Origin of the sequence: Photobacterium sp. 1_MG-2023, assembly GCF_030547945.1 — a bacterium.
In the GTDB taxonomy this organism is placed as follows: Bacteria; Pseudomonadota; Gammaproteobacteria; order Enterobacterales; family Vibrionaceae; genus Photobacterium.
The window spans coordinates 308,902-332,191 of record NZ_JAUORR010000002.1; the positions used below are offsets into that span (position 1 = coordinate 308,902).

The window sequence follows — 23,290 nt, forward strand, 5'->3', positions numbered from 1 at the left end:
GCAACCGCAACCGCAACCGCAACCGGCAAAGCTCAGCGCTGAAAACAAAAAGGGCCCGAACGGGCCCTGAATGATTTTATTTCAATTTGTAGATAATCCCTGGATTACAGCGGATCATCTCGAATCTGTCGGTCAGCCCGGTCAGTGACTCGGAAGCACCCAGCAACAGGTAGCCGCCGGGATTCAGGCTGGCTGCCATCTGATTCAGGACCTTCGCCTTCATCTCTGGCGCAAAATAAATCAACACGTTCCGGCAGAAAATGACATCGAACTTGCCCAGCAGCGCATAGCTGTCTTTCAGGTTCTGCGGACGGAAATTCACCATCTGCTTGACTTTACTGGAGATTCGCATCCGGCCATTGCCGATGGGCTCAAAAAACGCCTGACGACGCTCCGGCGACAGTCCGCGGCTCAGCGCGAGATTGTCATAAACCCCCGTCCGGCACATATCCAGCATGGTTTGCGAAATATCTGTCGCGGTAACCTGTGTCCCCAGTGGCAGCATCCCCGGACGGCGTTGCTGCGTTTCCAGCACTGTCATGGCAATAGAATAAGGTTCCTGACCCGACGAACTTGCGGATGACCAAATCCGGATCGGACGCTTGTTACCGGCCAGCTCAGGTAAAATTTTGTCTGCCAGGACAGTGAACGGGTAACTATCGCGAAACCACAAGGTCTCGTTGGTCGTCATGGCATCGACGGCCGCGACACGCAGTTCACGGTTACGGCCCGTAATCACGTTCTGCAATAATTCAGAGAGTGACGCCAGGCCAAAACGATTGACCAGCGGACTCAGGCGGCTCCGCACCAGATACTGCTTGCTGTCGCCAAGAACAATACCGCATTGTCCTTCCAAAAAACGGCAAAAATCTCGATATTCCTGGTCTTTAATTGTTATGGCTGTCATCTACTACTCTAACGTCAGTTTATTCAGGCATGGCTGCTTTAACGGCAGCACCCAGTTCATCGGGATTAAACTTGGGAATAAACGCATTGGCGCCCACTCTGTCGACCATGGCCTGATTAAATACCCCGCTCAATGAGGTGTGCAGGATAACATGTAAATCTTTTAGTTTGTCATCATTTCTGATGGCCGCTGTCAGGGTGTAACCATCCATTTCTGGCATTTCGATATCTGAAATCACCAAATCCAGTTGCTTATAGATACTCTCTTCTTCGGCCATCTGACGCAGCTTGAGGAGCGCCTCTTTTCCATCTTTCACCAGCAGACATTCACACCCAATGGATTCGATTGCACGCTGGACCTGTTTCCGGGCGACACTGGAATCATCAGCAACCAGAACACGGCGGGTCACCGGGTTCTCATTCAGCATTTCTTCACGCAGGGTTTCTGACACTTCAGTGGTTCTGGGGGAAATTTCATCCAGAATCTTCTCCACATCCAGAATTTCAACCAGTTCGCCGTCGATCTCTGTCACCGCAGTCAGATAATTCGAACTGCCCGCACCTTTCGGTGGTGGCAGAATCTCTTCCCAATTCATATTAATGATTCGCTCAACTGCGGACACCAAAAAACCCTGCACAGAGCGATTAAACTCGGAGATGATCACAAAACAATTCTCTGTGTTTTCAATCGGGCGGCCACCGGTTGCCAGACTCATGTCAATGACAGAAATGGTCTGACCACGAATATGTGCAATTCCTTTCACCAAAGGATGGAGATTTGGCATGGCGGTCAACTTCGGGCACTGCAACACTTCTTTCACTTTGAAGACGTTGATACCGTAGCGCTGACGGCGGTTCAGCTTGAAGGTCAGCAGCTCCAGGCGGTTTTGCCCCACAAGCTGAGTGCGCTGATTCACAGAATCCAAAATCCCCGACATATACGTGACTCCAAAGTTGTCGAATAGAATTGTTGTTAAAATAGACAATTTAGCAGGATAAACGAGAAATCCGACTCAAAATCCCCTATCATGGTGCAATTGTAGCCCCTGAGTACGACCTAAAAAGAGCAAAAACCGTGACCGAAAGAACACATTTTACACTCCGTTTGATCTTTATCGGCATACTCTGCGGTTTCTTAAGCGGGAATGCAATTGCTGCAAGCGATAACTTACTCAGTAATGTGCGACAGGCAGCAACAGATCACATCCGGGAGTTGGTGGCCCAACCAGACCGGGGGAGTCTGGAGGTAAACGCCACTGCATTAGATAACCGCTTACGAATCACCGAATGCCAAGAACCCCTGCAAACCTCAGTGCCCGGCAATCAGTCGCTGACCGGCAATGTCACTGTCCTGGTCAGTTGCCCGACATCAGGCTGGCAGGTCTATGTGCCGGTTCAGGTCTCGTTATTGCTGCCACGCGTTGTCGCAGCCAAACCTTTGGCCCGGGGGACGGTCCTCACCGCCGACGACTTGCAGGTCAGCCAGGTGGAAAGCCGTTTTCAGCGCAGTATCGTCTTCGAGTCCCCAGAACAGGTCATTGGTTCAACGGTGAAGCGAAACATCAATATGGGCGAAGCGGTAGAAGGCAACGATATTTGCCTGGTTTGCCGGAATGACTCAGTCATCATTAAAGCCGGACAAAGCGGCCTGAACATCGTCACCAAAGGCACGGCTCTGTCTGACGGTTCGCTGGGAGAAGAGATCCGGGTTCAGAATACGAAGTCCCGGCGTATCATTCAGGCCCGCATTACCGCCGTGGGTGAAGTCACGGTCAGCTACTAAAAAAATGCTAAAGTTATACAGAGCCTTGCCGATAGCAGGGCATCAACGATGAAATCTGTTTAAGGCAACATGATTATGGCAAGTATTGATTCCCTGCGTGGCGGTCAGATTTTGACCAACCTGCGCAACAGCAACAGTACGAACACCACCCAAGGCAGAACGGAAGCCCGGGAAGAATCAGGACACACCCCGAAAGATGCGGTGTCTCTGAGCTCGCAGGCGCGTGCCGTGGGTCAAATCCACCAGCAACTCGCGACAGAGCCCAGCTTTGATCGCACCAAAGTTGAAGCCATCAAAAATGCCATCAACAATGGTTCGTATCAGATTGATGCTGATCGCCTGGCAAACAATATCCTTCGATTTGAGGACGAGCTCCGCGGGCTCTGATATCATCAGACGCTCGCTGCAACGTCTCCGGAGTCAGAGTTATGTCGCCAACCATTGAACAATTACTTGCCCAGCAACACGCCACACTTGAGGTGCTGCTTCGCTTATTGACACACGAGCGGGATGCCATTGTGAAGCGTCAGCCTGGCGACATTACCCGGCTAGCCAACGATAAAAAAGATCTGGTTGATAAAATTCAGCTTCAGGATCAGCAAATTGCCCGGCACACCCAAAGTAGCCGGCTGAAAGAAAGTCCGGAACTGGCAGAGCAGGTTCAGACCATTCAGGTACTGGTCAGTGAATGCCAGCATCAGAATGAGCTCAATGGTGCCGCCCTCCAGCGAGCCCAGCTTAGTTTTCATAAACTGAATAATTTGTTCCAGCAAAGCATGGGGCACCATCAGACCTACAACAAAGAAGGCGTTGCCCAGAACCTGCGCTCTTTGGGAACGAATCTGAAAGCCTGAAATTTTTTCGGGCTTAATCCATCACTGTCAATAAATTGGCTCCTTCATTCTGCTTTTTGAACCTTTATTTTATCCTTAAAAAACAAAGCACTAAACCGCCCCCACCCTTCATTCATAACTTCCCATCGTGACTTTGATTCATGCCATGAATCTCACAACATACCATCCGTCAGGATTACGTCAGCTAATGTAAAAATGGAAAAATTTCATTGGATATTGATGTGAATCACATTTACCATGGCAGCATTTCTCCCCACCTTTCACTAAGAGTTTGATTTTTCATGCTGTTAACCGTTTTATACATTGTCGGAATCACTGCAGAAGCGATGACAGGCGCCCTTGCAGCTGGCAAACGCCACATGGACTGGTTTGGTGTGATGCTGGTCGCCAGCGCAACTGCTATTGGCGGCGGTACAGTGAGGGATATTTTACTGGGGCACTACCCGCTAAACTGGATAGCTAATCCGCAGTATTTGCTGATTACCTGCATTGCCGGCCTGCTGACAACCTGGATTGCTCCACTGGTTGTCCGTTTCCATAAAGTGTTCGTGTTGCTGGATGCGCTGGGATTAATTGTCTTCAGCATTCTGGGCTGCCGGGTTGCCATGAATATGGATCAGCCCGTGATTATCTGTCTGATGGCTGCGGTTGTCACCGGCGTCTTTGGCGGGTTATTGCGAGATTTGATTTGTCGCCAAACCCCGCTTGTCCTACACAAAGAGCTGTATGCTTCCGTGGCATTGATTGCAGCCGGACTTTACATGGCACAACTTTACTTTGCCGTGCCGGAAAACATGGCCATCGGGATTACTCTGGTGACCGGATTCCTGCTTCGCATCGCTGCAATCCGCTTTCAGTGGCAATTACCTGTGTTCCGCATTGAAGATTCTGCTGAGCAGTCAAAGGGAAACATCAGCCACTGATTGAATCCTTCAAAAAAAGCGGCAAGGTCATGCCTGACCTTGCCGCTTTTTTTATCCTATTCATTTCAACGCGGTTAAAACAGAATTTCCTGATTCGCCGGGACATGGTAAACCTCGCCCTGCTGTTTCATCCGTTCCATCTTATTAAGATCCAGCTGCATTTCTGTCACATAGCTGTCTCCGACCGGATAGCTTCGAATCACCTCAGCGCCTCGGATCACGCCGTCCACTGCGCCGTCTGTTTCTTCTGAACCCAACTGTTGATCGGTCAAACCAGCTCGGGCGCTGATCCGCATTCCGTAGACCTGCTCCGTCAGTTCCCGGTAAGCATCCAGTTTCGAAGCCCGCATCGCACGAATTCTTTTTTCTTCAATCGTCTGACCACGCTGTTCTGTAATTGAAGCATACCCGACTGCCGTGATCAGATTGATATCGCGAAATTCTGTTAACGGCTGGCAACCAGACAGGGTAATCAGCAAAACAGCCATCCACCAAAACCGCATAGTGACTCCTAAGGTTTTAATATGATCGAATTGTTCTCAAATTTTGTCGCTTCAGAACGGATCAACACCCCATTCTCAAGCCGCATTTTATTCAGGGTATCCAGATCACGACCGATCCGATCTTCCGGCAAAAATCCCTGCGCACTGGCAATCACGACGCGAGAACGCATCCCAATTACGCGTGCATTAATCAAAACACCACCGCCCTGACGCAGCATTGTTCCCGTCAGAACATAATCAACCGGCTGTTCAGAAGCCAGCTCTTTCCAGTTCCGGCTGAGCGAAAAATCACCTTCCGGTGTCACACGAATTGCACCCGTCGCTTTATAGTCCACGACAGTAAAGCCAAGCTGCTGCATGTGGTACATAAAGCCTTCTGACACAGCATTCCCCAGCCAGTTTGTTTCGTTCATTTGCTGAATATCAACAAAAGACGTGACAGCTAAAGGGGTTTTTGCAGTCAGATACTGGTTGGATTCCACCAGTTGCTTCGTCATCCCTTCGATAAAAAAGTCGATGGTATGGCGAGGGGTTTCCGTCAGCAAAAAGTTGCTGCCTGCATAGCTCTCTTTACCGTTATAAACGGGTGCATACGTACATGATGCTGTCAGCAGCGACAACAGCAAGATGGTCCATTTTTTCATTCTACCCTGCTCCGGAAGAAACGAGACAATGGCCTTTTATCGCCTCTTATCTCGAAAACTTTATCACTTTTCATTGCCACGCTCCCAAATTGACGTTTTAGGAACGCTCTTTGCATACATCATCCAGCGACTTGGGATGTTGGCAATGGAAAAAGCTGTTAGGCTGATTGACTTGAACACAAATGCTGACTCAACCTGAACGACACACAAAGTAAAGCAACATTCGTACCGAAATTATCCAGAGACTGGAAAAACTATGAAAAAGACGCTCAGGAATGCCCTTCTGGGTCTGGGAATATTGACTGCAATTCCTTCGCAAGCTGCCTGGTTTGAAGTCACTGGCCAGGCCATCATGCTGGAAAGCAAGTCTTCTGCCCGGACCAATGCAATTGAAGACGCCGTCTACCGCGCCATGCATTACGCAGGCGCTGACTTTTCCAGCTTTTCCAGTATGAAGCCCTACTTCCAGGAAGACCGGAAAGACTATCAGTTCAACGGCAGTGAAGTCCGCCATGTTCAGATCAGTAAAAGCTATACCAAAGACGGCAATTACTACGTCACTGCCAGAGTCGATATCTACCCGACGGCAAAAAGTTGCCACAACGTCCAGTATAAAAAAGGCATGCTGATCAGCGATTTTTCCATTGCCGTACCGCAGCAGGCTGCACTGGGAGGCATTTATCAGGTGGGGAAAGATTTCACCCAACTGCTCAAACGGCAGATCGGGAAGCAATCACAAAGCTTCGTGATCACCGGGACCAGTGCCGTACCGGTTCAGCCGGAGAATCCCAGCGCGATGATGATGCTGGCGGAAGACTTCGATGCTCAGTACATCCTGAGCGGACAAATCACGGATCTCACCTCAACACTAGATCAGAACCGTTTTTCCAGCGATACCATCAACCGTCAGTTTTCTGTCGAACTCCAGGTGCTGGACGGCAAAACCGGCGAGATGATGTTACAACGGAAATACAGAGAAGTGGCAGAGTGGCCCTTCTCCCGGATCAGTCAGGTCGATACCCAAAGTGCGCGCTTCTGGGTTTCGGCTTATGGGGCTGCCCTGCAACGAGTCAGCCGGAATATGATGCTGGATCTGGAATCGTCACTGGCGTGCCGTGCCAGTTTGCCGGAAGTCATAAACGCACATGGCAATCTGGTACAAATGAATGTTGGCAGAACCCATGGTGTTCGTCAGGGCGATGAACTCAAGCTCTGGCATACAGCCGGATTTATTGATCAGTATGGTATCTCTCGCAACCGTATGGTCGAGACCGAAATCAGCTTAGTTGTTGACCGTGTCTATGAAACCTCAGCAGAACTGAGTGTTCAGCAAAGTGAACTTGCGGCAAGCATTCAGCCTGGCGATTTACTGACCAAGCAACCGCCACGCAGGTACTAATCGCTTAAAAAATATCGTCTTTTGGGTATAATGGCCTTTCTGATTTTCCAGAAAGGCTCCCTTAGCTCAGTAGGATAGAGCGTCCCCCTCCTAAGGGGAAGGCCGCAGGTTCGACTCCTGCAGGGAGCGCCATTTCCAGCAATTTCCCTCTCGCTTTCTCGCCGTCTCACTATTTAGACAACTCGCTGCTTTTTCGGCAAATTCCTGAAAGTTAATCCTGAAGATCCTGTCTGTGTCTTTGAAAAGATTCTGCGTCTTTTTAATAATTGAAAATTATGATCTTGTTCTAGTCTAATAGTGATAAAGACGGAGTGATTCCAAAAACTCAGAGTAATCCGCCATAAGGTTGCTTTGAGGAATCACCTTATGTCGTCACCACAGGAGAGAGCTATGAAAAAGTTCGCAATGTTCGCGACTGCCGCGCTGATGGCACTGAGCTTTAATGCAATGGCCTACACCTTGTCCGGCACACCAACTCAAATCCCGAGCGATGCCATGCAATACTGTGCAGGTGCACAAAACTTCTGGGTTTGCGTGGACAACTTTGAACGCCAGAACCGATAACACTATCCAAGGTATAAAAATAGCGGAGGCTGAGGCCTCCGCTTTTCATGAAAGCATGACGTATTTCTGGTGATTAAGCGCTTGCTTCACGCGCAGCGATGTAATCCAGCGCCATCTGAATACGGGCAATCACACGAGCTTTACCAACCAGCATCATGACAGCATCCACTGAAGGAGACTGACCCTGACCGGTCACAGCCACACGCAGTGGCATGCCGACTTTCCCCATCCCCAGCGCCAGCTCTTCGCAGGTTTGCTGAATCAGCTGATGCAGAGCTTCCGTGTTCCAGTCTTCCAGTGCTTCTGCTTTCTGCTTGGCCAGCGCCAGCGCTTCTTTGGCAACCGGACGCAGATGCTTTTTCGCAGCGTTTTCATCAAAGGCCGTGAAATCTTCAAAGAAATAACGTGACTGAGCAGCCAGCTCCACCAGTGTATCGCTGCGCTCTGCCAGCAGCTTGATCACTTCTGTCACTTCCGGGCCACCCGCCGTATCGATTCCCTGGTGATCCAGATGCCACTGCAGATGTTTTGCAACATAAGCTGGCTCTGACGTTTTGATGTAGTGATTATTCAGCCAACGCAGTTTGTCGGTGTTAAATGCAGATGCCGACTTACTGATATCATCCAGGCTGAACAGCTTGATCATCTCTTCCTGCGTGAAAATTTCCTGATCGCCATGGGACCAGCCGAGACGAACCAGATAGTTCAACAGCGCTTCCGGCAGATAACCTTCGTCACGATATTGCATCACACTGACAGCACCATGGCGCTTCGACAGCTTGGCACCGTCATCACCTAAAATCATGGCACAGTGTGCAAACTCTGGCACAGGCGCACCCAGCGCTTGATAGATGTTGATCTGGCGTGGAGTATTGTTGATATGGTCTTCACCACGAACAACATGGGTAATTTCCATATCCCAGTCATCCACCACTACACAGAAGTTGTAAGTCGGGCTGCCATCTGTACGACGAATGATCAGATCATCCAGCTCGCTGTTACTGATTTCAATCCGGCCACGAATGTGATCGTCAAAAACCACACTGCCTTCTTTCGGGTTACGGAAACGGATCACGAATGGTGAATCTGCTGTTGCAGCCGCGTTCGCTTCAATGATTCGCGGATGATTCGCATCGTAGCGCGGCTTCACGCCTGCTGCCATTTGTGCTTCACGGATTTCATCCAGCAACTCTTTCGGACAGTAGCACTTGTACGCTTTATCTTCTGCCAGCAGCTGATCAATCAATTGGTTATAACGGTCAAAACGTTTGGTCTGGTAGTACGGGCCTTCATCCCAGTTCAACCCTAACCACGTCATTCCTTCCATAATGGCGTCGATAGCTTCCTGAGTGGAACGCTCAATATCCGTATCTTCGATACGCAATACAAATTCACCACCCGTGTGTTTGGCATACAACCAGGAATAAAGCGCAGTACGAGCACCACCAACATGCAGGAAGCCTGTTGGACTAGGAGCAAAACGAGTTTTAACCGTCATGAAAAGACCTTCAATCTAATGATTCAAACAATGAGCGAAACAGGAAGAATTTACGCTGTCTGCAGTACCGGCATTCTACCACCGCCGGGGCAATCCTCAAATGCTCAACCATTGATTCCTGAGGGCAATGTAAGTGACGTGAAAACAGAGCCCCTGAAAGTGACCCCCTTCAAACTCTCCAAGATTGTCAGTTTTACCGCTTTACCCTTCACGTGCACTCAGTAAACTGTATTTTGACACACGAACCAGCGGATCCCCGCTTGCGCTAAAGGATTGCCATCATGAAGTTGAAAAAAATATTCCTGTCATCTGCGCTGTTGGCTCTGACGGCCCCGACCATGGCTCAAGTCAAACTGGCACTGCCAAAAGGTGTCCACCTTCTGGTTGTGAATGAACAAGATGCAGGGTATTCCGCGCTGGGGTTTAATCACCGGCCCGTGCTTGAGTTGCCGGATGGACAGAATCAGGTTGTCTTCAGAATTGGTAAGATTGTGATGGAAAGTGGCAGCCTGAAAACTAAATATGATTCTGTGCCGATTGTCGCGTTATTTGATGCCAAAGAGACAACGCTCTCGCTGGAGGTTCCGAACATCGAAACGCTCGCGCAAGGCCAAGCTTATGACAAAGATCCGCGTTTTCAACTACTGAACAATGGTCAGCCAATTGATGTTAAATCCGACCAACTTGCTGTCGGCTTTACTTTGTCGCCAGATTATCTGCAACTGACTCGAGACTATAACCGTTCCGATCGTGTGGCGTCGCTGAAAACGAATCCTCGTTCTGCAACGCCTGTTCAGCAATCCGTCCCAACAGATAGCAAAGCGGATGAAATGCTCAAATACTGGTTTGAGCAGGCAAGCCCGGAAAGTCGGAAAGCGTTTTTAAGCTGGGCGATTCAAAACATGGATTAATTCCACTTTCAAGAGAATATCGGAATGAACAAAACAAAAAGCACCCTCTCGGTGCTTTTTGCTTTCATCACGACTGACATCACATCCACTCAAAACAAAAGGACCGGCCCACAAGGGACCGGCCAAATTGAATAAGGCAGTAGCAGTTCAGCGATTAGAAGTAGTACTCGACTCCCCATCCCCAACCAAACTCAGCATCTGCGTCGTCTTTCGAAATCAGATAAGGGCGCACATAAGTAATGGCGGAATCATCCAGGAAGTACGCAATATTGGTTGAAACGATGTAATCTTCACTACCTGCGAAGGATTCACCCTTCACGTCAGCTTCCAGGTTCGCCGCATAGTTGGCTTTAAACTGCCAGTTCTCAACGCCGTTATAAACCAGACCGACTGAATAGCTCCCCTGCTCAATGTCCATGTCCGTGAAGGCAAACTCTTGACCATCAACACTGAACTTGCCATCATCATAGTCCGCAGCTTCGTGCTTATACGCACCGTAAACGCCAAAGTCACCCAGATTCAGCTCAAAGCCCAGCAGGTATGCGTCAGTATCTGACTTGGTGCTGCCTTCAACTTTTTTAAATTTCGGCGTGTTGCCGGGCTGTTGTGACAGATACGCGCGGTAGAAGGTCGAGCTTGCACTGACGTCGCGGTCAGAGCCTGCCTCATATGCCGCATGCAGCGTGAACAGACCCGTTGAGTAATGTGCGCCGACGCCATAGAAGTTTGAATCTTTGTCAGACTCAGTCCCACGACCTGCTGCCACATTAAAGGTGAAGCCGCTGTAGTTGCCTGAATCAAAGCGAACCATGTTTGATTGACGGTCGTAACGTGCACCACCAACAACATCACCGCCCCAGTCGAAAATTGCACCCGCGCGCTGACCTGAATATGGCCAGTCGATCACTTCATACAATGGTGTCAGCATACGGCCCAAGCGAACCCGGCTACCGTCGTCGAAACTTGCACCGATATAGGTATCACGAACACCTAAACCTGAGTTACCGCCCGCGTCACCAACATCACCACCTTCCAGCTGCCAGATCAGGTTCGGACCACGTGCCAGATCTTTAGAACCACGCAGACCAAAACGGGATTCGTTAACCACATTCAGGACCGAATCACCCTCTTTACCTTCACTGTTCTTAAATTTATCTTCACCGAATTGCCACACAGAAACAGCAACCTGGCCGTACAGATCCACTGTATCTGTCGCAGGTGCGGCTTGCGCCGTTGTTGCAACTGCAGCAGATGCAATGGCTAAACCTAAAAGCGAACGCTTGAACACATTTTCCATGGAAAAACTCCTCAAAAAACTAGCTGTAGACCTGACGCCAAAAAGGTTGGCCGCCGTTGACGACAGGTCACTCTCCCCAATATGTCAGTCAAACCTGATGTGAGTTTGCTATTCCATATTTTGTTTGGTTGGGAACTTTAATCAGTTCAAGGGTAAGACTACTTTCGCGGCGCAAAACATCAATCAGAAGTTAATTTGTCGTTAAAAAAATATGATTCAGCGCAAATTTATCTGGTATCAGTGATCCTAGTCATGATTCCATTAAATGGCTTTTATTAATTGAATTAAAAGCTTATATTTCAGTTGGATATAAAAACAACATTCTTACTACTGCGATCTTGATTGTACTTTTTTGCATGTTGCAACATTTGTTTCATCTGAATGTAAGCGATCGATTCTTATATAAAATATGGAATACATAGGCAGGTTCTTATATTCATAAAAGCTATGAAGCCTCAACAACTGATAAGAAACATTCCGAAACAAAAAAAGTACGTTAATCACGTGATATCAAAAAGCCCGCCTTATTTCGGCGGGCTCTTCATCATGATGAGTGGGTTGAAAAAAGTGTCACTCGTTCATCTGGGCAATCAGTTGGTTTTCATCCCAGATTTCGATGCCAAGTTCTTGCGCTTTCGCTAATTTAGACCCGGCTGCTTCACCAGCCACCAGCAAATCCGTCTTCTTGGACACACTGCCTGTGACTTTCGCACCCAGCGCCTGCAGTGCTGCTTTCGCATCGGTCCGGCTCAGTTGGGACAGGGTTCCCGTAAGTACAACCACTTTACCGGCAAGCGGGAGTTCGACATCCGCTGATACCTTTTCAATCGCAGGCCAGTGAATATCCTGCTCAAGTAACGCTCGGATCACATCCCGGTTATGCGCTTCGCTAAAGAAATTATGCACATGAGCGGCAACAATACCGCCAACATCCGGCACTTCAATCAACTGTGCTTCTGTTGCAGCCATCACAGCCTCAAGCGTCAGGAAATGATTCGCCAGATTCGCCGCAGTCGCTTCCCCGACCTCCCGGATACCCAATGAATACAAAAAGCGTGGCAACGTTGTCGTTTTCGCCGCCTGGAAGGCATCCACCAGTTTCTGAGCTGACTTCGGTCCCATGCGTTCCAGACCCGTCAGAATGCCGGGGGAAAGCTTAAACAGATCGGCCGGCGTCGCGACCATTTCTTTATCCACCAACTGCTCAATCACTTTGGTGCCGCAACCATCGACGTCCAGTGCTTTACGCGAGACAAAGTGCTTCAATGCTTCTTTTCGCTGCGCCTGACAGATCAGGCCACCAGAACAACGGGCAACGGCTTCGCCTTCTACCCGCTCAATCGCCGACTGACACACCGGGCATGCCGACGGGAATTCGATGGGGGTCGCATCTTCAGGACGACGGGAAGTCACCACAGAAACAACCTGCGGGATGACATCACCAGCCCTTCGAATAACGACGGTATCTCCGATCATCACCCCCAACCGGGCAATCTCATCGGCATTGTGCAGCGTTGCGTTACTGACCGTGACGCCACCGACCATCACCGGAGCCAGTTTGGCTACGGGTGTAATCGCACCGGTTCGCCCCACCTGAAATTCCACATGATTCAGGACAGTCAGCTCTTCCTGTGCCGGGAATTTATAGGCAATGGCCCATCTGGGCGCACGGGCCACGAATCCAAGCTGCTGTTGCTGGGCAATGTCATCCGCCTTGATTACAACCCCATCAATTTCGTAACTCAGTTGCTGGCGCTTCTCGCCAATGGCCTGATGGAAACCAATCACCTCCGCCAGATTCTCCAGTCGCCGGGTTTCCGGGCACATAGGCAGTCCCCAGTGTTTTAGCTGGCACAGCCGCTCATACTGGCTGCCTGCCAGTTCAGCACCTTCAACCACACCCACAGAATACGCATAGAAACTCAGCGGGCGGGTGGCTGTAATGCGCGGATCCAGCTGTCGCAGACTGCCTGCTGCCGCATTACGAGGATTGGCAAAAATTTTCTCCCCTTTCTTTGCAGCACGTTCATTGAGTTCTTCAAATCCGCTTTTTGGCATAAAAACTTCGCCACGCACTTCAAGCCGGGATGGCCAGTCGTCACCCCGGAGTTTCAGTGGAATCGCACGAATGGTCCGGACATTAGCCGTAATGTTCTCGCCTGTGGTGCCGTCCCCGCGGGTTGCAGCCTGAACCAATACCCCATTTTCGTACATCAGGCTGACGGCCAGCCCGTCCAGCTTCGGTTCACAGCAATAAGCGACTTTGGCCGATGCGGCTAAGCGCTCAGTCAGACGACGGTGGAAATTCGTCAGGTCTTCATCCGAAAATGCATTATCAAGTGACAGCATCGGTATTTCATGGCTGACCTGAGTAAACGCGGCAAGTGGTTGCCCCCCAACGCGCTGACTCGGTGAGTCAGAGGTCACCAGTTCCGGGTGTTCGGCTTCCAACTTCAGTAAAGCCTGCATTAAGCGGTCATATTCAGCATCCGGGACTTCAGGATTATCTTCCACATAATAAAGATAACCGTGATGTACGAGCTGCTCACGTAAGGCGGTCAACTGTTCTTGGATGTCTGTCATTTTTCTTTCCTAACTCAATTCTTAATCCAGTATTGTCCATGCCGTGAAAAGACCTGAACAATTCACCCGGTCTGTGCTGTGTCTGAATCTGCCGGATGCCGATGATCTGGGGTTCAATAACTAGGGCCCCAAAAGGGGCCCTAATGATACAATCGATGACTGAATGATCAGGGCTTAAAGATAAAGCTTGGCTTTCTCGCGATAGGCTTTCAGTCGCTGCGGCGTGATCAGATTTCGCTCATGATCCAGAATATCCGCACCGAGCTCATCTGCCACACGCTGAACGGTTTGCAGCATCAGATTAAAATTATCATCCGCAGGGCCATGACAAGGTAGCATCAGATAAAAAGCAATGCCCGGCGTTTCAAATTCATCGAGTTGATCTTGCGGAAAATATCCCGGGCTGACCATATTCGCTACGGTGAACAGAACTGGCTCGGTGCCGGTTAAATCTGCATGACGGTGATACACCGAATTGTCACCGTAAATCAGGTGGTGCCGCTCCAGACACTGAAACAGCTTCACACCGGAGAGCAGTTCACCACGACGGGCATGCACATTCAGCACCAGGAAATCAGGCTCCGGAGCAACAGGTGCCTCTTCAACCGGTGTTTCTGGCTGGTTGTGCAGTTCAGCCTGCTGCGCCTGAACCGGAGCATCAGTCACTTCAGCCGACTCGGAAGTTGCAGCATCACTCGATAGCGGCGATTCAGCCATGAACGCTGTTGTTACGGTCGGTTGTGTTGTCGGCTGTTCTGGTTCATCGACCGGGGCAGATTCAGCGGTCATTTCAGCGTGCGTTTCGGACATTCTTTCCAAAGCAGAATCCTGAACAGGTTCCTGAACAGGTTCCTGAACAGGTTCCTGAACAGGAGCTTCATCTGTCATCGACGGAAGGTGCGGCACACTTTGGGGCGGGGCAATGACATCTGAGGTTTGTTCAGGCTCAGTCTGAGTCTCTTGCCGCTGAGCTGTTGCAGGCGTCACAGGCGTATCCAGCAGCGGATCCACATCCAGCGCATCACCGAAATGCAGTTCGGGCTCTTTTCGTTCTGTCCGCTTTGCTGGTGCCTGCTCTGGCGGGGAACCTCCAGCAATCACCCGAACAGAACCTATACCATCCTGATCAAAGCCTTCCGTATCTTTCAGTTTGCCCTCATCCAGTCGGCCGATTGGCTTTTCACCAAACTTCGCGGGCTTGTCCTTCCGGCTCGACCATAATCCGTGCAAAAGAAGTGCGGAGATAGCCAACACTCCGACAATAATTAGAACCAGACGCAATTCCTGCATTATGAGTACTCTGAATATCTTGTTTACCTGAACCAAAACGGCCAGAACCAGTGAGTCTTTACCAACCTGCCACACAGGCGATGATAGAAGACCGAACTGAGCGAGCCACACCTGAGAAAAATTTGTTGTCATCAAAGCCGCAAGGCTTTGAACCTATCTCATGAAGGTATTGACCTTAATGTATCAAAACTCAAATCCGAAAGAGAAGTTCAATGTTGTGATTGATGTCATATAGTGCATCCGAGCACAAAATTCCATCAATTAACTGGCATCATCGCCCAAGTCTGTCTATGCCACCGAATTGATCCTTCCCTTGAAATGCCGTTAATATGCCTGCACTTTAACCCGCCATCTGCTCAAGCACAGATGATGGGTGCATCAGTAGGAGACTGGCAATGCCAAACCATGCTTACAACACAACACCGATTGGCGGTGCGGGCTACTTTTTTCGCGGTCTGTCACTGGCGATGCAACCCGGCACCCGCCGGTTTGTGATGATTCCCTTACTTGTGAACATTTTGCTGTTCGGCGCCGCATTCGGCTACATCCTGACACAGCTTGACGACTGGATCACAGGCTGGATGGAAGGTTTACCCGGCTGGCTCGATTGGCTATCGTACCTGCTGTGGCCACTGCTTGCCATTGCACTTCTGGTTGTCCTGTCTTACTTTTTCAGCACCATTGCCAACTGGATTGCGGCGCCCTTTAATGGCCTGCTAGCCGAACATCTGGAAGCAAAGCTGACCGGAGAAAATGCACCGGACAGTGGTTTGAAGGACATTCTGAAAGATTTACCCCGCATCATGCACCGGGAGTGGATCAAACTGAAATACTACCTTCCCAAAGCAATCGGATTGCTGATTCTTCTATGGATCCCTGTTGTCGGACAAACACTGGGACCAGTCTTGTGGTTTCTATTCAGTGCCTGGATGATGACGATTCAGTATGTGGACTACCCGTTTGATAACCATAAGATTCCTTTCATCACGATGCGTGATGCACTAAAAGAACGCCGGGGTAAATCACTGAGCTTCGGTAGCCTGGTTATGCTCTGTACCATGACCCCGATTCTGAATCTGTTTGTTATGCCGGTCGCGGTTTGTGGCGCGACCGCCATGTGGGTTGACCACTATCGTCAACCCATGCTGAAACTCCGAGCACAATAAACAGCCTGAATACCCTGAGAGATGGGGCACGCCCCTCTCTCATACCCATTTCACAACCCGAATACCGAACGATCCTCCCTGTATTCACGCATAAAGTGGGTGACGTCACACCTTTTCTTATAACTCTAAGATATAACAATAAATTACTTTTCAATGTGCAGTCAGCGATTATGCTTGGTCTATCATCTGTTGATAATGTGTCACCAAGGAACGACAAGCATGAGTAAGATTTACGAAGATAATTCTCTGACCATTGGTAATACCCCGCTGGTGCGCCTGAACCGCGTCAGCAAAGGCAACGTGCTGGCAAAAGTCGAATCACGTAACCCAAGCTTCAGCGTGAAGTGCCGTATCGGTGCCAACATGATTTGGGATGCCGAGAAACGCGGTGTCCTGAAACAAGGCGTAGAACTGGTTGAACCGACCAGCGGGAATACAGGGATTGCTCTGGCTTTCGTTGCTGCTGCACGCGGTTACAAGCTGACGCTGACCATGCCGGAAAGCATGAGTCTGGAGCGCCGTAAACTGCTGAAAGCGCTTGGCGCGAACCTGGTCCTGACAGAAGCTCCGAAAGGCATGAAAGGGGCCATTGAAAAGGCAGAAGAAATTGTTGCCTCTGACCCGGACAAATACCTGCTGCTGCAGCAATTCGATAACCCGGCCAACCCGCAGATTCACGAAAAAACCACAGGTCCGGAAATCTGGGATGCAACCGAAGGTGAAATCGATGTCTTCGTCTCAGGCGTGGGGACCGGTGGTACGCTGACAGGTGTCAGCCGCTTTATCAAGCAACAGAAAGGCAAAGCCATCACCACCGTCGCTGTTGAACCGACTGAGTCACCAGTGATCACTCAGGCGCTGAATGGTGAAGAAATCAAACCTGCGCCACACAAAATTCAGGGCATTGGTGCTGGTTTCATTCCAGGCAACCTGGATCTGGCACTGATTGATGAAGTTGAGCGCGTGAGTTCTGAAGATGCCATCGCCATGGCACAGCGTCTGATGGAAGAAGAAGGCATTCTGGCTGGCATCTCTTCCGGAGCCGCAGTAGTGGCTGCAAACCGGATTGCAGAGCGTCCGGAATTTGCAGGTAAGAACATTGTTGTCGTGCTACCAAGCTCAGGTGAGCGTTATTTATCATCTGCTCTATTTGCGGGTATCTTCACCGAAAAAGAAACCCAACAGTGATCACAAAATTGCTATTTTTGATAAGCAATTGTTAATGTCAAGCCCCCCTTCGGGGGCTTTTTTATTGCTTTTTGACCTTACCTTTAATATAAATCCGACCACGCTTTTATTTTCTGCATCGAAATAAAAGGGCAAAAATTGACCTGGTCGATGTTTGCTGGGAAATGAACCCCTTAAAATGGGTCCCAGAACATACACTAAACCAATGTAAGTGAATGTGAAATTAATCACCTAAGTTAGCAAGCTCTGGCTATTGGGATTAAGCTTACCTTCAGTTACGTGATTATTACATAAGACGATATCAAGAATCGGGGTGAAAAATGTATCAGAAGCAAGTTGAGATCACTGCAGAAAACGGCCTACACACTCGTCCTGCTGCGCAATTCGTGAAAGAAGCGAAAGGTTTTGAAGCTGACATCACTGTGACGTCTAACGGCAAAAGCGCAAGTGCAAAAAGCCTGTTTAAACTGCAAACACTAGGCCTGGTGAAAGGCACTGTGGTCACAATTTCAGCAGAAGGTGCGCAGGCACAGGAAGCTGTCGACCATCTGGTTGCCCTGATGGACCAACTGCACTAATTCACTAGCCGCAGTACAAAAATTCCCTACTAGTTGTTTGTTAAATTTAAGGTAAGGCTATGATTTCAGGTATCCTGGCATCTCCTGGTATCGCTTTTGGTAAAGCGCTACTGCTGCAGGAAGAAGAGATTACTCTTGATAAGTCACCGATTTCTGTGGATCAACTCGACAAAGAAATCGAGTGCTTTTTCAATGCGCGTCAGAAATCTTCTGAGCAGCTTGAAGTGATCAAAGAAAAAGCGCGTGCAACCTTTGGTGAAGAAAAGGAAGCCATCTTTGAAGGCCACATCATGTTGCTGGAAGATGAAGAGCTGGAAGAGGAAATCATAGCCTTCATTAAAGACAATAAAGTGCGCGCGGCTTATGCCATTCACGCAATTATTGAAGAGCAGGCAACCACACTGGAATCTCTGGACGATGAATACCTGAAAGAGCGTGCAACCGACATCCGTGATATCGGCAACCGTGTTGTGAAAAATGCGCTGGGTATTAACATCGTCAACCTGAGCGCCATTAACGAAGAAGTGATTCTGGTGGCGAACGATCTGACCCCGTCAGAAACGGCTCAGATCAATCTGAACTACGTACTGGGTTTTGTCACCGATATTGGTGGCCGTACCTCTCACACCTCAATCATGGCCCGTTCTCTGGAGCTGCCAGCGATTGTGGGAACCAACGACATCACCAAGCAAGTAAACAATGGTGACATGCTGGTTCTGGATGCGATTAATAACCAAATCGTAATCAACCCGACTGCTGATGAAATGGCGAAATTCAAAACCATTCGTGATGAATATCAGGCAGAAAAAGACGAGCTGGCGAAGCTGAAAGATCTGCCAGCCATCACACTGGACGGTCATCAGGTCGAAGTGTGCGGTAACATTGGTACCGTCAAAGACTGTGATGGGGTCAACCGCAACGGCGGTGAAGGTGTGGGTCTGTACCGAACTGAATTCCTGTTCATGGACCGGGATGCCCTGCCGACTGAAGACGAGCAGTATCAAGCTTACAAAGATGTGGCTCAGGCCATGCAAGGTCAGGCGGTGATCATCCGTACCATGGATATTGGCGGCGACAAAGATCTGCCTTATATGGATCTGCCGAAAGAAATGAACCCGTTTCTGGGCTGGCGTGCTGTACGTATCAGCCTGGATCGTCGTGAAATCCTGCGTGCCCAGCTTCGTGCCATTCTGCGCGCATCTGCGCATGGTAAACTGCGCATCATGTTCCCGATGATTATCTCTGTTGAAGAGATTCGTGAACTGAAGAACGAACTGGAAACATATAAAGCCGAGCTGCGTGAAGAAGGCCTGACGTTCGACGAAACCATTGAAGTTGGCGTGATGGTGGAAACACCAGCGGCGGCGGCAATTGCTCACCACCTGGCAAAAGAAGTTGAATTCTTTAGCATTGGTACAAACGACTTAACCCAGTATACTCTGGCTGTTGACCGTGGTAACGAGCTGATTTCTCATCTGTATAATCCAATGTCGCCTGCAGTACTCACTGTCATAAAGCAAGTGATTGACGCTTCCCACGCGGAAGGGAAATGGACTGGCATGTGCGGTGAATTGGCGGGTGATGAACGTGCAACCCTGCTGCTGCTTGGCATGGGGCTTGATGAGTTCAGCATGAGTGCGATTTCAATTCCGCGCATCAAGAAAGTGATTCGAAACAGCAACTTTGCTGATGTGAAGTTGATGGCAGAACAAGCCCTTGCGCTGCCAACAGCCGCAGAAATCGAAGCACATGTAGAGACATTTATCGCAGAAAAAACCATCTGCTAAGATTGCAGCAGATAGAATAACAACGCTTAGGAGCAACGCTATGGGTCTGTTTGACAAATTAAAGAAACTGGTTTCTGACGACACCAATGAAGCTGGTGCAATTGAGATCATCGCCCCGCTTTCAGGTGAAATCGTCAATATCGAAGATGTGCCTGATGTTGTCTTTGCTGAGAAAATCGTGGGTGATGGCATTGCGATCAAACCTGCTGGCAACAAAATGGTTGCACCCGTAAATGGTACGATCGGTAAAATCTTTGAAACCAACCACGCGTTCTCTATTGAGTCTGATGACGGTGTAGAGCTTTTTGTTCACTTCGGTATTGATACCGTTGAACTGAAAGGTGAAGGCTTCACCCGTGTTGCTGAAGAAGGCCAATCCGTAAAAGTGGGTGACACCATCATCGAATTTGATCTGGCTGTGCTGGAAGAGAAAGCGAAGTCTACCCTGACACCAGTTGTGATTTCTAACATGGATGAAATCAAAGAACTGAGCAAACTGTCTGGTGCCGTGACTGTCGGTGAAACACCGGTACTGCGTATCAAGAAGTAAGACGCCTTGAGAATGATAAAAATGCCACCCAATGGGGTGGCATTTTTGTATGCATCAGTACAACGGATTACAGTTGTATCAGCATTTCTGCGGATGGCACAAAGAAATAAGCGCCCGTCACTGCTTTAGTAAAATCCAGCAGCTTATCCGTTTGACCATCTTTCTCGCCATACATGCTGTCTAGCATTTCCCTGAAGTTTCGCTGTTGCGCGCAATAAGCAATGAACAACAGACCATGGTCGCCACTCATTGTGCCGTAGGGCAAGCTATGGCGCACAATTTTCAGGCCTTTGCCATTTTCTTTCAGGTCAACGCGTCCGACGTGAGAGTTTTCTGCAACATCTTCCAGTTCAACCGAATCGGGCTTGGTCCGACCGATGATTTTTTCCTGCTGGGCAACATGAACCGCATGCCAGGCTGGCAGATTGTGGACAAAACGCTGCAGCATTACAAAGCTGCCTCCGGCAAAGGGACCTTGTGGGATTACAGTAACATCCCGGCGAGCTTCCTGTTTTTTCGGGTTTTCTGTACCGTCGATGAATCCGGTCAGATCTCTAGCATCGAGGTATCGGAAACCATGCGTTTCATCCAGCAGTTCAACTTCAGTTGCAACAGACTGCATGAAAGTGCTAAGTAAATGAAAATTCAGATCGTGACGATTGGAATGAAGATGCAAAAGCAGATCGCCGCCGGTGGCTGGTGCCGTCACATCGCCACTGCCCAACGGCACAAACTCTTCAAAGTCTTCCGGTACACCCTGCTCCAGCCGTTGCCAGAAGCTTTTACCAAAGCCAACGCTCAGGTGAATATCAGCACTCACATGTTGCTGGTTCAGCTGATTCACCACATCCAGCAACCCTTGGCATTGACGGATCACCTTGTCCTGGTTTCCGACCAGGTTAAACACGCTGACTAAAGAAAACGGTCCGGATTCAGGTAAAATGGCACTTTGTGGCGTCACATTCACTCTCCCATTGCTCATCTATTTATGGACTGGATCTCTCCGACATCACAATCGCAAACCGATTGCAGTCTCAGGCGATCCAATCATGGTATCTGATTGTGAGTTAAGCATATTGATCACAGACAGCCAAGCCACATACTTTGCAAATTGGACAAACGTAGCCACAGAGATTCCGGCCTATCAGAAAAAAGGCGCCCTTTCAGGCGCCTTGATTGCATTTCATTCAATGTCATCGCCTGTCAATCAGGCTGACATGACCGCGACTTGCAACTTTACAGAATTCAATGCATCGTCTTCACAGGTTTCAAACGAGGCTGGTGTATCCAATCCCGTCGAGATCACCGGAGCTGCCAAAACCCGCCAAGCGCCGTCGTCCAGCTGCTCCTGAATCTTAAAAGCGATTTTGACTTCTTCAGCAGACACTTCCAGCAATTCGGCACTTCCGAAAAACTTCCGCCCCTGATCGCCAGTCGCGCTGCCAAAAATCACGGTTTCTTCACCGGGCAATAGTTGCAATGAGGTGGTCACGGACTGGTGATAACCCGCACTCGACAGTTCCAGGTTCACATTCAACAACCAGTCGGCCATCGCCAGTGGGCTTAATAAGGCACTGAACAGTACCAAACCTCTCCCAAATTCATTCATCTGACATCTTCTCCGTGGGCTAATTGGCAAATGTATGTCTGACTCGGGAACTCCGTACCAGATAGGCCATCAGCCAGAGCGAAATCAACAGCGTGATTGCTCCGGGCCAGCTAAAGGCACCTCGTAATAATGTCAGTTGGTACACTTGCAACAGAATATCCAACGTGTAAGTCATCAGCAAAATCACTCTGCCACTCCCCCACACGCCATGTATGATTTTATTTTTCTTATGTCTCAGGCCACTCAGCCACATCAGTAACATCGCTGGAAAGCCAACGCCCATCAGCAGATACAAGTTCTCTGCATGTGGGAAAAAAAGCTGCAGCAATTGCGCTCCCTGCGCCTGGCTTGCACCTGCCATCATAAATACGCCCCATCCCCTTGCACTGAACAGAAAACTCAGCCACAACAAAGCGGAAGGTTTCAACTGACCATGACTGTTGTAGGCATCAATTGAATACATGCTGCCGCCCAGGATTATTGAACATCGTATTTATCTTTTTCGACATTAAATGATATGGATCAATCAGCAAAGTTATAGACGTAAGTTCTGCGCTTTCACGCACGAATCTTTTGCTTAACCTGCAATCATGATCACGCTTTTACGTATATTTAACAAACAACGATTAGCAAGGCTGTCCATCCTTTCAGAGCCGAGTCTTAATCCTCTGGGGAATTGATGATTAATCATCAATTTAGTAGGCTTTCCACGACTTCACTGAATAAGGTGGGAGCTATGCGATTTGCTGACAATGTAGAAATATTCCTACATTTTTAAGCTGACATCCCGCGAATAGAAACCAGATAAAATGCTACGCGCCTGATATTTTCACCCGAAAGAGACCAAGATGAATCAATCGAACAACACCCCATCGCCAGAAACACAAGCGGAAGCGCTGCAAATTGCCAAAGCGACTCAAAAACCCGGCCAGACCAAAGAGCAAACCAAGCGCATTGCGCAGGGCATTCAGAAAGGCATTGAGCTGTATAAAAAACAGCAGAAAGCCAAAGCCAGAGAGCGGGATAAGCTTCGCAAGAAACAGCTGAAAGACAAAACGATGACACAGCAAGCAGAAAATACCACAACAAAATCGCCCGAAATCATTGTCAAACAAGCGAAATTACCGTGGATTCTGCTCATCCTGTCCTGGGGGATGTTTCTGGGGTGGCTCTTAATGACAAATCAATAAATACACAACAAATGCACTTGATAACAATTTGCATTTGCATCTATACTTACCCATAGACTTTCAAAGG

General features: G+C 49.2%; 24 protein-coding genes and 1 tRNA gene. 14 read left to right on the plus strand and 11 right to left on the minus strand.

The window, feature by feature from the left end:
* Window positions 1-76: 76 nt before the first annotated feature.
* A complete protein-coding gene (locus Q4579_RS03255) occupies window positions 77-907 on the minus strand; it encodes a protein-glutamate O-methyltransferase CheR (protein WP_303561571.1) in 831 nt (276 codons plus the stop codon).
* Window positions 908-926: 19 nt separating this feature from the next.
* Entirely contained in the window at window positions 927-1,844 is a 918-nt protein-coding gene (locus Q4579_RS03260) for a chemotaxis protein (RefSeq protein WP_303561573.1), read from the minus strand.
* Window positions 1,845-1,981: 137 nt separating this feature from the next.
* On the opposite strand from Q4579_RS03260, the gene flgA reads away from it, so the two are divergent.
* From flgA to Q4579_RS03280, 4 genes are all read left to right on the plus strand, one after another.
* Window positions 1,982-2,689 carry a flagellar basal body P-ring formation chaperone FlgA gene (gene flgA / locus Q4579_RS03265; protein WP_303561575.1) on the plus strand — a complete coding sequence of 236 codons (708 nt, stop codon included), beginning with the start codon at window positions 1,982-1,984 and terminating at the stop codon, window positions 2,687-2,689.
* 75 nt (window positions 2,690-2,764) lie between these two features.
* Window positions 2,765-3,076, plus strand: a complete 312-nt coding sequence (flgM, locus tag Q4579_RS03270) for a flagellar biosynthesis anti-sigma factor FlgM (protein ID WP_303561577.1) — start codon at window positions 2,765-2,767, stop codon at window positions 3,074-3,076.
* A 41-nt stretch (window positions 3,077-3,117) separates the two neighbouring features.
* The gene (locus Q4579_RS03275) at window positions 3,118-3,543 is read left to right on the plus strand and encodes a flagella synthesis protein FlgN (RefSeq protein WP_303561578.1); all 426 of its coding nucleotides are present in this window, start codon (window positions 3,118-3,120) and stop codon (window positions 3,541-3,543) included.
* Window positions 3,544-3,824: 281 nt separating this feature from the next.
* Window positions 3,825-4,466 (plus strand): trimeric intracellular cation channel family protein, encoded by a 642-nt coding sequence (locus tag Q4579_RS03280; RefSeq protein ID WP_303561579.1) that lies wholly within the window; start codon window positions 3,825-3,827, stop codon window positions 4,464-4,466.
* 74 nt (window positions 4,467-4,540) lie between these two features.
* Here the strand turns inward: Q4579_RS03280 and Q4579_RS03285 are convergent, their stop codons facing one another.
* Together Q4579_RS03285 and Q4579_RS03290 are read right to left on the minus strand one after the other, a co-directional pair.
* A complete protein-coding gene (locus Q4579_RS03285) occupies window positions 4,541-4,969 on the minus strand; it encodes an LPP20 family lipoprotein (RefSeq protein ID WP_211645963.1) in 429 nt (142 codons plus the stop codon).
* Between the two features lie 8 nt (window positions 4,970-4,977).
* The gene (locus tag Q4579_RS03290; RefSeq protein ID WP_211645964.1) at window positions 4,978-5,613 is read right to left on the minus strand and encodes a FlgO family outer membrane protein; all 636 of its coding nucleotides are present in this window, start codon (window positions 5,611-5,613) and stop codon (window positions 4,978-4,980) included.
* Between the two features lie 256 nt (window positions 5,614-5,869).
* Between Q4579_RS03290 and Q4579_RS03295 the strand changes: the two genes are divergently transcribed.
* From Q4579_RS03295 to Q4579_RS03305, 3 genes are all read left to right on the plus strand, one after another.
* On the plus strand, window positions 5,870-7,012 hold the full coding sequence (locus Q4579_RS03295) for a flagella assembly protein FlgT (RefSeq protein ID WP_303561582.1): 1,143 nt from the start codon (window positions 5,870-5,872) through the stop codon (window positions 7,010-7,012).
* Window positions 7,013-7,067: 55 nt separating this feature from the next.
* Window positions 7,068-7,144: transfer RNA gene (locus Q4579_RS03300), tRNA-Arg, on the plus strand.
* A gap of 258 nt (window positions 7,145-7,402) precedes the next feature.
* Complete coding sequence (locus Q4579_RS03305; RefSeq protein WP_211645966.1) at window positions 7,403-7,576, plus strand: hypothetical protein; 174 nt, start codon at window positions 7,403-7,405, stop codon at window positions 7,574-7,576.
* 73 nt (window positions 7,577-7,649) lie between these two features.
* On the opposite strand, the gene gltX is transcribed toward Q4579_RS03305, so the two are convergent.
* Window positions 7,650-9,074, minus strand: coding sequence for a glutamate--tRNA ligase (gene gltX, locus Q4579_RS03310; protein ID WP_303561585.1), 1,425 nt, complete (start codon window positions 9,072-9,074; stop codon window positions 7,650-7,652).
* Between the two features lie 281 nt (window positions 9,075-9,355).
* On the opposite strand from gltX, the gene Q4579_RS03315 reads away from it, so the two are divergent.
* Complete coding sequence (locus tag Q4579_RS03315; RefSeq protein WP_303561587.1) at window positions 9,356-9,985, plus strand: DUF2057 domain-containing protein; 630 nt, start codon at window positions 9,356-9,358, stop codon at window positions 9,983-9,985.
* A 154-nt stretch (window positions 9,986-10,139) separates the two neighbouring features.
* Here the strand turns inward: Q4579_RS03315 and Q4579_RS03320 are convergent, their stop codons facing one another.
* From Q4579_RS03320 to zipA, 3 genes are all read right to left on the minus strand, one after another.
* Complete coding sequence (locus Q4579_RS03320; RefSeq protein ID WP_303561589.1) at window positions 10,140-11,282, minus strand: porin; 1,143 nt, start codon at window positions 11,280-11,282, stop codon at window positions 10,140-10,142.
* Between the two features lie 570 nt (window positions 11,283-11,852).
* Complete coding sequence (ligA, locus tag Q4579_RS03325; RefSeq protein ID WP_303561591.1) at window positions 11,853-13,865, minus strand: NAD-dependent DNA ligase LigA; 2,013 nt, start codon at window positions 13,863-13,865, stop codon at window positions 11,853-11,855.
* A 174-nt stretch (window positions 13,866-14,039) separates the two neighbouring features.
* Window positions 14,040-15,287: a cell division protein ZipA gene (zipA, locus tag Q4579_RS03330; RefSeq protein ID WP_368501954.1), complete on the minus strand. Its 1,248-nt coding sequence runs from the start codon at window positions 15,285-15,287 to the stop codon at window positions 14,040-14,042.
* 263 nt (window positions 15,288-15,550) lie between these two features.
* On the opposite strand from zipA, the gene cysZ reads away from it, so the two are divergent.
* The 5 genes from cysZ to crr all read left to right on the plus strand — a co-directional run bounded on the left by cysZ (window position 15,551) and on the right by crr (window position 20,424).
* Window positions 15,551-16,321 (plus strand): sulfate transporter CysZ, encoded by a 771-nt coding sequence (gene cysZ, locus Q4579_RS03335; RefSeq protein WP_303561592.1) that lies wholly within the window; start codon window positions 15,551-15,553, stop codon window positions 16,319-16,321.
* A gap of 219 nt (window positions 16,322-16,540) precedes the next feature.
* Entirely contained in the window at window positions 16,541-17,509 is a 969-nt protein-coding gene (gene cysK, locus Q4579_RS03340; RefSeq protein ID WP_303561593.1) for a cysteine synthase A, read from the plus strand.
* Between the two features lie 320 nt (window positions 17,510-17,829).
* Complete coding sequence (locus tag Q4579_RS03345) at window positions 17,830-18,087, plus strand: HPr family phosphocarrier protein (protein WP_211645974.1); 258 nt, start codon at window positions 17,830-17,832, stop codon at window positions 18,085-18,087.
* Between the two features lie 59 nt (window positions 18,088-18,146).
* Complete coding sequence (gene ptsI, locus Q4579_RS03350) at window positions 18,147-19,874, plus strand: phosphoenolpyruvate-protein phosphotransferase PtsI (protein WP_303561596.1); 1,728 nt, start codon at window positions 18,147-18,149, stop codon at window positions 19,872-19,874.
* 40 nt (window positions 19,875-19,914) lie between these two features.
* Window positions 19,915-20,424, plus strand: a complete 510-nt coding sequence (crr, locus tag Q4579_RS03355; protein WP_211645976.1) for a PTS glucose transporter subunit IIA — start codon at window positions 19,915-19,917, stop codon at window positions 20,422-20,424.
* A gap of 67 nt (window positions 20,425-20,491) precedes the next feature.
* Here the strand turns inward: crr and Q4579_RS03360 are convergent, their stop codons facing one another.
* From Q4579_RS03360 to Q4579_RS03370, 3 genes are all read right to left on the minus strand, one after another.
* Window positions 20,492-21,406 (minus strand): Dyp-type peroxidase, encoded by a 915-nt coding sequence (locus tag Q4579_RS03360; RefSeq protein WP_303561598.1) that lies wholly within the window; start codon window positions 21,404-21,406, stop codon window positions 20,492-20,494.
* A gap of 225 nt (window positions 21,407-21,631) precedes the next feature.
* Entirely contained in the window at window positions 21,632-22,033 is a 402-nt protein-coding gene (locus Q4579_RS03365; RefSeq protein WP_211645978.1) for a hypothetical protein, read from the minus strand.
* Between the two features lie 19 nt (window positions 22,034-22,052).
* Entirely contained in the window at window positions 22,053-22,496 is a 444-nt protein-coding gene (locus Q4579_RS03370; protein ID WP_303561600.1) for a DUF2919 domain-containing protein, read from the minus strand.
* A gap of 385 nt (window positions 22,497-22,881) precedes the next feature.
* Here Q4579_RS03370 and Q4579_RS03375 point away from each other — a divergent pair, with 385 nt between their 5' ends.
* Window positions 22,882-23,223, plus strand: a complete 342-nt coding sequence (locus Q4579_RS03375; RefSeq protein WP_303561601.1) for a DUF2956 domain-containing protein — start codon at window positions 22,882-22,884, stop codon at window positions 23,221-23,223.
* Window positions 23,224-23,290 lie beyond the last annotated feature (67 nt).

Bases quoted from the DNA above. Each gene is read 5' to 3' on its own strand.
- Q4579_RS03255 (WP_303561571.1), bottom strand. From the start codon at position 907: ATGACAGCCATAACAATTAAAGACCAGGAATATCGAGATTTTTGCCGT.
- Q4579_RS03260 (WP_303561573.1), bottom strand. From the start codon at position 1,844: ATGTCGGGGATTTTGGATTCTGTGAATCAGCGCACTCAGCTTGTGGGG.
- flgM (WP_303561577.1), top strand. From the start codon at position 2,765: ATGGCAAGTATTGATTCCCTGCGTGGCGGTCAGATTTTGACCAACCTG.
- Q4579_RS03275 (WP_303561578.1), top strand. From the start codon at position 3,118: ATGTCGCCAACCATTGAACAATTACTTGCCCAGCAACACGCCACACTT.
- Q4579_RS03280 (WP_303561579.1), top strand. From the start codon at position 3,825: ATGCTGTTAACCGTTTTATACATTGTCGGAATCACTGCAGAAGCGATG.
- Q4579_RS03285 (WP_211645963.1), bottom strand. From the start codon at position 4,969: ATGCGGTTTTGGTGGATGGCTGTTTTGCTGATTACCCTGTCTGGTTGC.
- Q4579_RS03290 (WP_211645964.1), bottom strand. From the start codon at position 5,613: ATGAAAAAATGGACCATCTTGCTGTTGTCGCTGCTGACAGCATCATGT.
- Q4579_RS03295 (WP_303561582.1), top strand. From the start codon at position 5,870: ATGAAAAAGACGCTCAGGAATGCCCTTCTGGGTCTGGGAATATTGACT.
- Q4579_RS03305 (WP_211645966.1), top strand. From the start codon at position 7,403: ATGAAAAAGTTCGCAATGTTCGCGACTGCCGCGCTGATGGCACTGAGC.
- gltX (WP_303561585.1), bottom strand. From the start codon at position 9,074: ATGACGGTTAAAACTCGTTTTGCTCCTAGTCCAACAGGCTTCCTGCAT.
- Q4579_RS03315 (WP_303561587.1), top strand. From the start codon at position 9,356: ATGAAGTTGAAAAAAATATTCCTGTCATCTGCGCTGTTGGCTCTGACG.
- Q4579_RS03320 (WP_303561589.1), bottom strand. From the start codon at position 11,282: ATGGAAAATGTGTTCAAGCGTTCGCTTTTAGGTTTAGCCATTGCATCT.
- ligA (WP_303561591.1), bottom strand. From the start codon at position 13,865: ATGACAGACATCCAAGAACAGTTGACCGCCTTACGTGAGCAGCTCGTA.
- zipA (WP_368501954.1), bottom strand. From the start codon at position 15,287: ATGACAACAAATTTTTCTCAGGTGTGGCTCGCTCAGTTCGGTCTTCTA.
- cysZ (WP_303561592.1), top strand. From the start codon at position 15,551: ATGCCAAACCATGCTTACAACACAACACCGATTGGCGGTGCGGGCTAC.
- cysK (WP_303561593.1), top strand. From the start codon at position 16,541: ATGAGTAAGATTTACGAAGATAATTCTCTGACCATTGGTAATACCCCG.
- Q4579_RS03345 (WP_211645974.1), top strand. From the start codon at position 17,830: ATGTATCAGAAGCAAGTTGAGATCACTGCAGAAAACGGCCTACACACT.
- ptsI (WP_303561596.1), top strand. From the start codon at position 18,147: ATGATTTCAGGTATCCTGGCATCTCCTGGTATCGCTTTTGGTAAAGCG.
- crr (WP_211645976.1), top strand. From the start codon at position 19,915: ATGGGTCTGTTTGACAAATTAAAGAAACTGGTTTCTGACGACACCAAT.
- Q4579_RS03360 (WP_303561598.1), bottom strand. From the start codon at position 21,406: ATGAGCAATGGGAGAGTGAATGTGACGCCACAAAGTGCCATTTTACCT.
- Q4579_RS03365 (WP_211645978.1), bottom strand. From the start codon at position 22,033: ATGAATGAATTTGGGAGAGGTTTGGTACTGTTCAGTGCCTTATTAAGC.
- Q4579_RS03370 (WP_303561600.1), bottom strand. From the start codon at position 22,496: ATGTATTCAATTGATGCCTACAACAGTCATGGTCAGTTGAAACCTTCC.
- Q4579_RS03375 (WP_303561601.1), top strand. From the start codon at position 22,882: ATGAATCAATCGAACAACACCCCATCGCCAGAAACACAAGCGGAAGCG.